General features: G+C 65.4%; 9 protein-coding genes. 4 read left to right on the top strand and 5 right to left on the bottom strand.

What is annotated here, in order from left to right; genetic code table 11:
• Positions 1-183, top strand: a 183-nt coding sequence (locus YWC_RS29005) for an electron transfer flavoprotein subunit alpha/FixB family protein (RefSeq protein ID WP_036213996.1), incomplete at its 5' end; no start/stop codon positions are given.
• Here the strand turns inward: YWC_RS29005 and paeA are convergent.
• Positions 180-1,493, bottom strand: coding sequence for a polyamine export protein PaeA (gene paeA, locus YWC_RS0110150; RefSeq protein WP_027865260.1), 1,314 nt, complete (start codon positions 1,491-1,493; stop codon positions 180-182). The two genes, YWC_RS29005 and paeA, sit on opposite strands and share 4 nt — an antisense overlap.
• Positions 1,494-1,595: 102 nt before the next feature.
• Complete coding sequence (locus YWC_RS0110155) at positions 1,596-2,468, bottom strand: ADP-polyphosphate phosphotransferase (protein ID WP_027865261.1); 873 nt, start codon at positions 2,466-2,468, stop codon at positions 1,596-1,598.
• A gap of 163 nt (positions 2,469-2,631) precedes the next feature.
• Here YWC_RS0110155 and YWC_RS0110160 point away from each other — a divergent pair, with 163 nt between their 5' ends.
• From YWC_RS0110160 to ftsZ, 3 genes are all read left to right on the top strand, one after another.
• Complete coding sequence (locus tag YWC_RS0110160) at positions 2,632-3,315, top strand: Crp/Fnr family transcriptional regulator (RefSeq protein ID WP_027865262.1); 684 nt, start codon at positions 2,632-2,634, stop codon at positions 3,313-3,315.
• Between the two features lie 116 nt (positions 3,316-3,431).
• Positions 3,432-5,114, top strand: a complete 1,683-nt coding sequence (locus YWC_RS0110165; protein ID WP_027865263.1) for an AMP-binding protein — start codon at positions 3,432-3,434, stop codon at positions 5,112-5,114.
• A 259-nt stretch (positions 5,115-5,373) separates the two neighbouring features.
• A complete protein-coding gene (gene ftsZ, locus YWC_RS29010; protein WP_371846220.1) occupies positions 5,374-6,477 on the top strand; it encodes a cell division protein FtsZ in 1,104 nt (367 codons plus the stop codon).
• A gap of 22 nt (positions 6,478-6,499) precedes the next feature.
• Here ftsZ and YWC_RS0110175 read toward each other — a convergent pair whose 3' ends face one another.
• The 3 genes from YWC_RS0110175 to YWC_RS0110185 all read right to left on the bottom strand — a co-directional run bounded on the left by YWC_RS0110175 (position 6,500) and on the right by YWC_RS0110185 (position 11,651).
• Positions 6,500-7,087 (bottom strand): hypothetical protein, encoded by a 588-nt coding sequence (locus YWC_RS0110175; protein WP_036213999.1) that lies wholly within the window; start codon positions 7,085-7,087, stop codon positions 6,500-6,502.
• 313 nt (positions 7,088-7,400) lie between these two features.
• Positions 7,401-8,741: a glucarate dehydratase gene (gene gudD / locus YWC_RS0110180; RefSeq protein ID WP_027865265.1), complete on the bottom strand. Its 1,341-nt coding sequence runs from the start codon at positions 8,739-8,741 to the stop codon at positions 7,401-7,403.
• A 39-nt stretch (positions 8,742-8,780) separates the two neighbouring features.
• Positions 8,781-11,651 (bottom strand): glycosyl hydrolase 115 family protein, encoded by a 2,871-nt coding sequence (locus tag YWC_RS0110185; protein ID WP_027865266.1) that lies wholly within the window; start codon positions 11,649-11,651, stop codon positions 8,781-8,783.
• Positions 11,652-11,915 lie beyond the last annotated feature (264 nt).

Genomic DNA, 11,915 nt, shown 5'->3' on the forward strand with positions numbered 1-11,915 from the left:
CCGACCCTGTACATCGCGGTCGGCATCTCGGGCGCGATCCAGCACCTGGCCGGCATGAAGGACTCGAAGACCATCGTCGCCATCAACAAGGATCCGGAAGCGCCGATCTTCTCGGTGGCCGACTACGGCCTGGTGGGCGACCTGTTCGAGGTCGTGCCGCAGCTGGTGGAGGAACTGGGCTAGTTGCCCGACCCCGGCTCGCCGTGCGGCGGCGGCAGGATCCTCACCAGGAGCTGGTCGATCCGGTAGTGGTCCACGTCCAGCACCTCGAACTTGACCCCCATGTACTCGACGCTGTCGGTCCGCTTGGGGACCTTGCGCAGCATGTACATCATGAAGCCGGCCGCGGTCTCGTAGGCTTCCTCGTCCGGCAGGCTTTCCAGACCGACGGTGCGCTTGACGTCGCCGACCGGGGTGCTGCCGTCGATCAGCCATGAGCCGTCCTCGCGCTGCATGATCTGGTCGTCCTGGTCCAGCGGACTGCCCCAGCTTCCCATCACGGTCAGCATGATGTCGCTCAGCGTGATCACGCCCATGACCAGGGCGTATTCGTTGATCACCACGGCGAAGGTTTCCTTCGTGGCGCGGAACTTGTCGAGCAGCTCGGACAGGGTCAGCGTGTCCGGAATGATCAGGACGGTGCGCACGCTCGACTCGTTCAGCTGGAACACCGACTGCTTGTTCAGCAGCCGCACCAGGATGTCGCGCGTATCCACGTAGCCGATCACCCGGTCGATGGTGCCGTCGCAGACCGGGAATTTCGAATGCCCGGCGACCTTCTGGCGGATGCTCGTTTCGTTCTCGGTCAGGGTGAAATACACCACGCTGTCGCGGTTCGTCATGGCCGAGGCCACCGAGCGCGACTCCAGCTCGAACACGTTCTCGATGAAATGCTGCTCCTGCTTCTGCAGCACGCCGGCCTGGGCGCCCGCTTCCACCGCGGCGGAGATCTCGTCGAAGGTGATGCTGTCTTCACGCGCGGTATCGATCTTGAAGATCCGGAAGATCAGGTTGGCGACCAGGTTGAGCGCCCACGCAAAGGGTTTGCAGATCCGGATGTACCACTGGACCGGCTTGATCACGGCGATCGCGATGCGCTCGGGCGCGATCATCGCCAGGCGCTTGGGCATCAGGTCCGCGAACAGGATGAACAGGCAGGTGACGAACAGGAAGGACAAGGCGAAGCCGATGTTGTCGAGGGCCGGACCGACGTAGACGGTCGAGACCCAGTCGATGAAGAAGGGCCGCAGTGCGCCCTCGCCCAGGATGCCGCCCAGGATCGCGATCGCGTTCAGGCCGATCTGGGAAGCGGCGAAGAACTCCGCCGAGTGCATCTGCAGCGCCATCACCTGCAGGGCGCGCTCGTCCCCGGCCTCGGCCAGCAGCTTGAGCTTGATCTTGCGCGCGCCGGCAAAGGCGATCTCCGTCAGCGAAAGGAAGCCGGCGGCCAGCACCAGGAGGATCATCAAGACAATATGCTGAAACAAGCTCACGGGACACCTGATTGAAAGACGAGCGAAACGCCGCTACGGTGTCCAGTATACGTTTGACAATTACTTGTGGCAATGCGACCAGGACACGCGCCTGGCGTGCCCTCAGGCGCGCAGGCGCAGGCGCCGGCGGATCGCCTGCAATGCCTCGCGCTGGTGGGCGTCCGCCCTCGGATAGCGCAGCTTGAGTTCACGCAGCGCATCGAGGACGATCCTGGACACGATCAGCCTGGCGTTCTTCTTGTCGTCGGCGGGCACCACGTACCAGGGCGCGGCAGCGGTGCTGGTCCGGTTGATGCATTCCTCATAGGCCGCCATGTAGGCCGGCCAGAATGCGCGCTCCTGGACGTCCGCCAGGCTGAATTTCCAGTTCTTTCTCGGATCGTCGATCCGCTTGAGCAGGCGCCTGCGCTGTTCTTCCTGCGAGATGTGCAGGAAGACCTTGATGATCCGCGTGCCGTTGGCACCCAGGTGCCGCTCCAGGTTGCGGATCGAGCGGTAGCGCTCGCGCCAGATGGTCTCCTCGCCGGTCGCCGCCGGCACGCCTTCGCTGCGCAGGATCTCCGGATGCACGCGGGCGATCAGCACCTCCTCGTAATAGGAGCGGTTGAAGATGCCGATGTGCCCGCGCTCCGGCAGGTCGACGGTGGTACGCCAGAGGAAATCGTGCTGCAGTTCCCGTGGGGCCGGATGCTGGTAGCTGTGCACCTGGCAGCCCTGGGGGTTCACGCCCGACATCACGTGCCTGATGGCGCCGTCCTTTCCCGCCGCATCCATGGCCTGGAAAATCAGCAGGATCGCGTGGCTGTTCGACGCGAACAAGACCTGCTGCCGGGCGCTTAGCCTGGCAACATGCCTGGCGAGCATCTCGCGGTAGTGCTGCTTCGACCGGTACACCGGGTCCACCTCGGTGGGCACGGCGTCCAGGCGCAGCTTGTGCGCGCCGCTGACGCAAAAACGCTGTGCATCGATGTTCATCGCATCCTCCCCTGAACGTGCCGGACCGCGCGCTGTCGACCGATGATAACCCGGCCAGCCGCCCGGCGACGCTGCCACGCGCGGCGCGTCCGCGCGCGACGCCGACGGACGGACAAGGACGATAAAATATTGCTTTGTTTGCGTAGCAAGGCTGGCAATCGCCATGGCAACTGAAGCAGTCAGGAATTTCATCGCATCGTCCGCCTGGGGGCAGCTGCTGACCCCGGAACAACTGGACCGGGTGCTCCGGGACGCGTCCGAGACGGGCGCCGGCCCCGGCGAAGCCATCTGCAGGAACGGCCAGCGCTCCGACTACTGGTATGGCGTGGTCGAAGGCCTGGTCAAGGTGTCCAACGTGGGCCCCGACGGCAAGCCGACCACCCTGATCGGCATCCCGCGCGGCGGCTGGTTCGGCGAGGGCTCGGTGTTCAAGCACGAACGCCGCCCCTACGACGTGGTGGCGCTGCGCGAATCCCGGGTGGCCCAGGTGCCCGCCGCTACCTTCCACTGGCTGCTGGCCGACAGCATCGCGTTCAACCACTACCTGATCGGCCAGCTGAATACCCGCCTGGCGCAGTTCGTGATCCGCTGCGAGCACCTGCGCTCGTATGCGCCGGAGCGCCACGTGGCCCTGTGCCTGGCCGAACTGTTCAATCCGGTGCTGTATCCCGGCACCACCATGACGCTCCAGCTCTCGCAGGAAGAGCTTTCCTTCCTGGCCGGGGTCTCGCGCGGGATCGTCAACCGCGCCCTGCGCCACCTCGAACAGGACGGCATCGTCGAGGCGCGCTATGGCAGCATCGAGATCCGCGACCTGGCTGCCGTGCGTGCCTCCGCCTTCCGCTGAGACCGGCCGTCTATCTGAAATGGCGATCTTTATGGCAATTGTTGTTGCGTGAACAGTCAGCGCGCGCAATGGCGGCTACCCTAGCGCGAACAAGCACCTACAATCAGGAGACAACTATGCAGCAGCAATGGAGCTATGTTCATGGGCCCAGCAATACTCCCTTGATCGGCGCATCGATCGGCGCCCACCTGGCGGACATCGCAGCCCGCCATGGCGAGCGCGAGGCGCTGATCGTGCCCTTCCAGGACATCCGCTGGACCTACGCCGAATTCGACGAGCGCGTCTCGCGCGTGGCCGCCAACCTGCTGGCGCTGGGGCTGGCGCCGGGCCAGCGGGTCGGCATCTGGGCGCCGAATTGCGCGGAATGGGTGCTGGTACAGTTCGCTACCGCGCGCGCCGGGCTGGTCATGGTCAACATCAACCCGGCCTACCGCCGCGCCGAACTTGCCTACGCGCTGGACAAGGTCCAGTGCAGCGCCCTGATCCTGGCCCCCGGCTTCAAGACCAGCGACTACCTCGCGATGGTGCGCGAGGTCGTGCCCGCGCTGGCCCACGGCGTCACGACGCTGCGCGATGAGGGCCTGCCCCACCTGCGCCACGTGATCCGCCTCGGCCCCGAGCCCAGCGCCGGGATGCTGAACTTCGACATGCTGCTGGCCCCGCCCGGCGCCGCGGCGCTGGCGCGCCTGCGCCAGGTGGCGGACGCGGTGCAGTTCGACGATCCGGTGAACATCCAGTTCACCTCGGGCACCACCGGCGCACCCAAAGGTGCGACGCTGAGCCACCACAACATCCTGAACAACGGTTTCTTCGTCGGCGAGGCGATGCGTCTGACGTGCGCGGACCGCCTGTGCATCCCGGTGCCGCTGTACCACTGCTTCGGCATGGTGCTCGGGAACATGGCCTGCGTGACGCACGGCGCCACCATGGTCTTCCCGAGCGCCGGCTTCGAGCCGGAAGCCGTGCTGGAGACCGTGCAGGCCGAGCGCTGCACCGGCCTGCACGGCGTGCCCACCATGTTCATCGCCCTGCTCGAACACCCCGGCTTCGCGCGCTACGACCTGTCGACGCTGCGCACCGGGATCATGGCCGGCTCGCCCTGCCCGGCCGAGGTGATGAACCGGGTCATGCAGACCATGCACATGGCGGAGATCACGATCGCCTACGGCATGACCGAGACCTCGCCGGTCTCGTTCCAGAGTTCGGTGGACGACCCGGTGACGCTGCGCATGACCACCATCGGCCGCGTCCATCCGCACATCGAGTGCAAGGTGGTGGACGCGAACGGCGCGATCGTCCCGCGCGGCGTAAAGGGTGAGCTGCTGACGCGCGGCTATTCCGTCATGCTCGGCTACTGGGACGACGAAGAGAAGACCCGGGCTACCATCGATAGCGCGCGCTGGCTGCATACCGGCGACCTGGCGGTGATCGACGAGCACGGCTTCGCCTCGATCGTCGGGCGCTGCAAGGACATGGTGATCCGCGGCGGCGAGAACATCTACCCGCGCGAGATCGAGGAGTTCCTGTACCGCCATCCGAAAGTCCAGGACGTCCAGTGCATCGGCGTGCCCGACGCGAAGTACGGCGAGGAACTGTGCGCCTGCATCATCGTGCGCCCCGGCATGGAGGCCAGCGCCGAGGACATCCAGGCCTTCTGCCGCGGCCAGATCGCCCACTACAAGATTCCCCGCTACGTGCGCTTCATGGAGGCCTTCCCGATGACAGTCACCGGCAAGATCCAGAAGTTCGTGCTGCGCGAACAGATCAGTACCGACCTGGGACTGGGGCGGGACGCCTGAGGCCGCAAACCGCTTCGCCCGGGATAATTTGATTTCTACCAGGAACTGACTCTTTCTCCTGGATACAGGGCTGACGTGCATACGTCAGCCATGCTTCCTTTCGGCTTGCACGTGTTATTACAAATGCTTGCGTTTGAAACGTTTTCGAACTTTCGCGTGCGCGCCCTTTGCCAGTAGTCTTATGGGCTCTGCAGTCGACGGCACGGGCCGCGGCGCATGGCGCGGCATGCCGGCTTTATCTTTTCATACGGAGTGTTTCTTGTCCGAATCAAATTTTCCCCAACCTGACACGGTCATCAAGGTGATCGGCGTGGGCGGCGCCGGCGGCAACGCCGTCAGCCACATGGCCTCGTCCGGCCTGGCCTCTTTCGAATTCATCTGCGCCAACACCGACGCGCAGGCGCTGTCCAACACCAGGGTCGAAAAACGGATCCAGCTCGGCGAGGGTGGCCTCGGCGCCGGCAGCGACCCGATCGTCGGACGCGAAAGCGCGGTGCGCGAGCGCGCCGTCATCGCCGAGGCCCTCAAGGGCGCCGACATGGTCTTCCTCACTGCCGGCATGGGCGGGGGCACCGGCACCGGCGCCGCGCCGGTGGTCGCCGAAGTGGCGCGCGAACTCGGCATCCTCACGGTCGGCGTGGTGTCCAAACCCTTCGACTTCGAAGGACCGCGGCGCATGCGCGTGGCCGAAGAAGGCATCGCCACCCTGGCGCGCTGCGTGGACTCGCTGGTCATCGTCCTCAACAGCCGTCTCGAAGAAGTCCTGGGCGACGACATCACCCAGAAAAGCGCATTCGCCGCCGCCGACGAGGTATTGAGCAAGGCAGTCACCGGGATCGCCGAAATCATCACCGTGCCCGGCATGGTCAATGTCGATTTCGAGGACGTGCGCACGGTGATGCGCCAGACCGGCATGGCGATGATGGGCTCGGCCCAGCATAGCGGCGAGGACCGCGCCGTCAAGGCGGCCGAAGAAGCGATCGCCTGCCCGCTGCTCGACGGCTCCAACCTGCGCGCCGCGCGCGGGGTCCTGGTCAACATCGCCGCCTCCGAGGAAACCCTGCGACTGCGCGAAACCAAGCTGGTGATGAACACGATCTGCGCGCAGACCAGCGACGAGGCCATCATCAAATTCGGCGCGGTATTCGACGACAGCCTGGGCGACGCCATGCGGGTCACGGTGGTGGCCACGGGCCTGAACCGTCCCAGCGACTTCGCGGTTGGACGGCGCACGCCCGGTACGCGCGCGGCGGCGCAGGTGCAGCCGATCCTGCGCCAGGGCGGGCTGCCGACAGCGGTGCGCCCCGCGCCGGCCCAGCAGGAACCGCGCACCGGTTCGGCGCCGCGGCAGTCAGCCTCGTAGCGGCTCGCTGCCGCTCAATGAATCAGGGCGGCGGCGCGCTGCCAAACTCCTGCTTCGCAGCGAGCACACGCCCCAGCGCGGTCTCCGGATCCAGCCCCGCCATCATCTGGTTGATGATCTCCTGTTTGTCGTCCGACGTGAGCTTTTCGCAGGCTTCACGGTGCGAACAGAAATAGGCGTACCAGGCCACGTCGGCCGGCCGTTCCTTGCGCGGCTTGAAGCGTGGCGGCACCTGGGCGCGCATCGCCTCGACGTAGGCGGCCAGCTTCGCCTCGGCTTCACGCCAGTCGAAGCCCGCGACAGCGCGCTTGTCGGCTTCCCAGTCGCCCTTGTAGTTGGCCGCCGGCCGCAAGCTCTCCCGGTTTACCGCGAGGCAGGCCAGGTTCGGGTAGCCATGCGCAGCGCAGAAGCCTTCCACGAACAGCAGCTTGGGGCCGATGCCCACCACGACCGCGCGGCCGAGCACCTCGTCCTTCGGATGCAGGGAACGCGCCAGCGTGAGCAGGTCGCCATAGGTGATCGGCATGCCGCGCAGGGAGCTTGCCTGGCGCGCCAGGGCTTCGGCCAGGCGCGCGCCTACGTCGATGTCGTTGAAAGTCAATGGAATCATGCTGATGCGGCGGGATGCTTTCCGATGTGTTAATCCTGCATGTTAGCAAATCTCCGAACTCGGCACGATGTCAGCCATGAGGCGCCCTTCTTCCAGATCGTAAGCGCTTGTGCCTCCGCCCTTCCTGGATGCCTTGGTGCTGCAGTGTTGGTTTGGCCGGAGTTGTTAACGTCGAGCTATCGTTGCGCGCCGAGCGCACTCGTGGGTTAGTTACATTTTTCGATGAAAGCCGTCGTCCATTCAGTTCGAATGGACGACGCTCATCCGATCCCTGTTCTGCCGGCGGCAATCGCCAGATCCGGCGCTGCCCCGTTCAGCGAACCAGGCAAGGCCGCTTGTTGTCGAACTTCCAGCCCGATATGAGGAACTGCATCGCCACCGCATCGTCGCGTGCTCCCAGTCCCAGGTTCTGGTAGGCCTGGTGCGCCTTCTCCAGCTCGGCCGGGTCGAGCTCGATGCCCAGTCCGGGCTTCGCAGGCACTGCCACCTTCCCGCCTTCGATCTTCAAGGGCTCCCTGGTCAGGCGCTGCCCGTCCTGCCAGATCCAGTGGGTGTCGATCGCGGTCACCCTGCCCGGCGCCGCCGCGCCGACGTGGGTGAACATCGCCAGCGAGATGTCGAAGTGGTTGTTCGAATGCGAGCCCCAGGCCAGCCCGAACATCTCGCACAGCTGGGCCACCCGCACCGAGCCCTGCATGGTCCAGAAATGCGGGTCGGCCAGCGGAATGTCGACCGACTGCAGCTGGATCGCGTGCGCCATCTGGCGCCAGTCGGTGGCGACCATATTGGTGGCGGTCGGCAATCCGGTGGCGCGGCGGAACTCGGCCATCACCTCGCGGCCGGAGAAACCGTTCTCGGCGCCGCAAGGGTCCTCGGCATAGGCCAGGATGCCCTGCTTGTCGCGGCACAGGCGAATGGCGTCGTCGAGCAGCCAGCCGCCGTTCGGATCCAGCGTCACGCGGGCCTCGGGAAAGCGCTCGTGCAAGGCAATCACCGCTTCCATCTCCTCGTCGCCGCGCAGTACCCCGCCCTTCAGCTTGAAGTCGTTGAAGCCATAGCGCTCGCGCGCCGCTTCGGCCAGGCGTACGATCCCCTCCGGGCTCAAGGCCGCTTCGTTGCGCAGGCGCAGCCAGGCATCGCTTTCGCCCGGTTCGCTGCGATAGCCCAGGTCCGTCTTCTTGCGGTCGCCGATGAAGAACAGGTAGCCCAGCATCTCCACCGCGTCGCGCTGCTGGCCGTCGCCGAGCAACGCGGCGACCGGTAAATTCATGAATTGGCCCAGCAAATCGAGCAAGGCCGACTCCACGGCGGTGACGGCATGGATGGTGGTGCGCAGGTCGAAGGTCTGCAGGCCGCGCCCGCCCGCGTCGCGGTCGGCGAACGCAGTCCGCATGCTGTTGAGCACCGCGTTGTAGTCGCCCAGCGTCTTGCCGATGACCAGGCTGCGCGCGTCGTCGATGGTCTGGCGGATGCGCTCGCCGCCGGGCACTTCGCCCAGGCCGGTATTGCCGGCACTGTCGGTCAGGATGACGATGTTGCGGGTGAACCAGGGCCCGTGCGCGCCGCTCAGGTTCAGCAGCATGCTGTCCTGGCCGGCGACGGGGACGACGCGCATGTCGGTCACGACAGGGGCGCTTGATGCGGAAACGGTCATGTCAGCTCCAGTGTAAATAGCTTGGTTCGATTTTCAGGCTCAGGGCAGGCGTGGACTCTCCGGCGGCCCCAGATAGCTCGGCTTCAGCCCGCCCAGGTCGACCACCATCTTCTGCACGACCAGGCCCGGATCGATGGCCCATACCTTGAGCGTCCTGACGCCCGGCTTGTCGATCGTGTGCGTCGTGGTGAAGCTTGCCGCGCCGTCGCTGACGATTTTCGACCAATGCCGCTCGGAGCCGTCGGCATGCACGTTGACGATCTGCGGCTTCTCATCGTCGATCGATACGGCGAAGCGGAAGCCCTGCCCCGGCTGGAACTTGAGCGTCGGCGCCAGGATCGTCTGCACTGTCACCTTGCCGGTGGTGACGACCTGCATGCGGTACTCGAGGCGCATGCCGTCCCTCCCTGTCAAGACGGCGGGCGCATCCACAGGCAAGGTCGTCATCCCCGAGCCGGTGCGGCCGTGATCCGGCACCAGCAGCCACTGGCGGCCTTTCGGCGCCACCGCACGTGCGTGCCTGGCCGCTTCGATCGATACCACCCCACCGGTCTCCACGAACGCGCCCTTCTCTGCCGAACGCAGTGTCGACAGCGGCAGCTTGACCCGCGCCTTCGCGCCTTGCGGACCGTGAACCGTGAGCGTCGCCGCGTCGACGCCAAGCGGAACCTCGTCCCAGCGCACGCCGATCAGGACCCGCTGGTCGCGCGTCACCGTGCCGCTCGGGTGGCTGATCGTCACCCATGGCTGGTCGGCGCTGACCTGGTAAGAGAACGGTGTCTCGCCGCGATTGAACACCTCGATGAAGCGCGGCTGCCGGTCGAACGGGTTCACCGCGGGCAGCGTCAGCACCGGCTGGCCCCAGCGCGGCCAGGCATGCTCGGCGCCTTCGGCAGCCACGCCCATCTCGGCTTCTTTCGTGGTCTGGATCTCGCTCACCGGCGGCATCACGTTACGTGGCGGCTGGTTCCAGAAGGTGTAGCCGAGGTGTACCTGCGACATCATGTGCTTCCACTTTCCGCCCGCCAGGTCCTCGTGATACTGGCGAGTCAGCTCTGCATCGGCACGGAACAGCTCCCGCACCCGCGCGGCCAGGTCGTTGGCGGAAGCCCTTCCCTGCGCCGCGTACAGGCGGTTGCGTGCGGAGGCGGCATACAGCTCGTTGACGATGGCCCCTGCCCTGGCCGGGTGCAGCACCAGCTGGAAGAAGGCGTCGCGCTTGGCCTCGGGGAGCTGGGCGTAAATCTGCTCGGCACGCGCGGCGATGGCCTGGTACTCGGCGACCACGCGTTCGGCTTCGTTGTAGTTCAGCAGGCTGTACGTGTTCGGCTCGAGCTGTTCGGGCTTCCTGCGGCCGTTGTACTTGGTGTACTTGGCGACGATGTCGGCGATATCGGTCGCGTGTTCCGTGCCGAACTCGCGCTCGGCCCAGAGTGTCAGGTACTCGGGCAGGCGCTCGGCCGGCCACCTGGCCGGGTTCCAGGCGTAGGTCAGGAAGAATTCGATCGGCACTTCCATCGGTTTCAGGTCGCCGACGTTGACGATCCACAGGCGGTCCGCCTGGTACTTCCAGGCCAGGTGCATCTGCTCCCAGATCTTGGGGATCGGCGTCACGTTCAGCCACTTGTACGAGCGCGGCCCGCCCACGTAATCGAAGTGGTAGTACACGCCGGCGCCACCCGGACGCTTGCGCTCGGCCGCGGTCGGCAGGCGGCGGATATTGCCCCAGTTGTCGTCGCACCACAGCAGGGTCACGTCGTCCGGCACGCGCATGCCCTTCTCGTAGTAATCCTGCACTTCCTTGTACAGCGCCCACAACTGCGGCACCCTGGTCACGTCGCGATCGAGCTCGCGGGCGATGATGTCGCGCTGGTCGCGGACGATCTTTTCCAGCAGCGAGACGTTCGATTCTTCCGACATCGGTTCGTCGCCATCGCCGCGCATGCCGAGCGTGACGACCTTCTCGAAGCCTTTGGTATGACGTACGCCCTCGGTCCAGAACCTGGCCAGCGTGTCGGCATTGCGGCTGTAGTCCCACGGCCCCTTGCCGTAGCGGCCCCACTCCTGGTGCGCACGCATCATCGGCTCGTGGTGCGAGGTGCCCATCACGATGCCATAGTCGTCGGCCAGTTTGCCGTTGGCCTTGTCGTCGTCATAGAAGGCGTTGTTCCACATGGCGGGCCACAGGTAGTTGCCGCGCAAGCGCAGGATCAGTTCGAACACCTTCGCGTAGAACTTGCTGTTGTAGTCGCCGTAGGTCGCCTTGACCCAACCGGTCAATGCCGGCGCCTCGTCGTTGAGGAAGATCCCGCGGTACTTGACCACGGGTGCGTCGTCGATGCGCTGCGGCGCTGCGATGTTCACCTGCGCGCGCCTGGTCACGGGCACGTCCGCCCAGAAGTGCCAGGGCGAGACGCCGATCTGCTCGGAGATCTCATAGATACCGTAGATGGAGCCGCGCTTGTCGCTCCCGGCCACGACCAGCGCGCGCTCGACGCCGGGCATGGGACGGTGCACGGTCTGCACCAGGTAGCCCTCCCACTTCCCCTTGATGCCCGAGACGTCCAGCTTGCCGCTGGCAACCAGGCCGTCGATCAGCGCGCTGTTGCCCAGCGTGCCGAGAATGACCACGTCCGCGCCGCTCGGCAGCGTGGACCGGTGCAGGACCGGCCGTACGCTGCCGACCTTCTCGATATCGGCTTGCAGGTCGGCCGCTGCACGAAGGACGCCGGCATGATCCGCCGGGTCGACATAGATCGGCGCGGCACCGCCTGCCTTGACGAGTGCAACGCTGCCTGCCTGGGCAGACTCGAAGTTGACGATGCTTGGCTTGCCGATGGCATGGGCCGGCTGGTTCAACGCGAACGAGGCCACCAGGGCGGCGCAGGCGCCGTAGAGCTTTTTGTTCATTTTGCTTTTGGTAAAGTAGTTGTCTCAATGTTGCGCCTTGGTGGTAGCGCTAACTTTTTTGTCGGACGGCGCTGCTGGAGCGAGTGCCCCAGGAGGGAAGCCGCTACCCCTGCCACTTCCTGCAAAACCATGTTTTGACGCTGCCACATGGGCATAAGATACACATTGCACAGCTAAATTAACAACAGATTTACGAAATATTTTTCCGCTGCCATATCCTTCTACGTCGGAGAAGACGCGTCAATACGCCGCGTACATCCTAAG

This window comes from Massilia alkalitolerans DSM 17462, assembly GCF_000427785.1.
Lineage (GTDB): Bacteria > Pseudomonadota > Gammaproteobacteria > Burkholderiales > Burkholderiaceae_D > Telluria > Telluria alkalitolerans.

What these genes read in the sequence shown, in the direction of transcription:
- YWC_RS0110155 (WP_027865261.1), bottom strand. Translation starts at nt 2,468, where the DNA reads ATGAACATCGATGCACAGCGTTTTTGCGTCAGCGGCGCGCACAAGCTG.
- YWC_RS0110160 (WP_027865262.1), top strand. Translation starts at nt 2,632, where the DNA reads ATGGCAACTGAAGCAGTCAGGAATTTCATCGCATCGTCCGCCTGGGGG.
- YWC_RS0110165 (WP_027865263.1), top strand. Translation starts at nt 3,432, where the DNA reads ATGCAGCAGCAATGGAGCTATGTTCATGGGCCCAGCAATACTCCCTTG.
- YWC_RS0110175 (WP_036213999.1), bottom strand. Translation starts at nt 7,087, where the DNA reads ATGATTCCATTGACTTTCAACGACATCGACGTAGGCGCGCGCCTGGCC.
- gudD (WP_027865265.1), bottom strand. Translation starts at nt 8,741, where the DNA reads ATGACCGTTTCCGCATCAAGCGCCCCTGTCGTGACCGACATGCGCGTC.
- YWC_RS0110185 (WP_027865266.1), bottom strand. Translation starts at nt 11,651, where the DNA reads ATGAACAAAAAGCTCTACGGCGCCTGCGCCGCCCTGGTGGCCTCGTTC.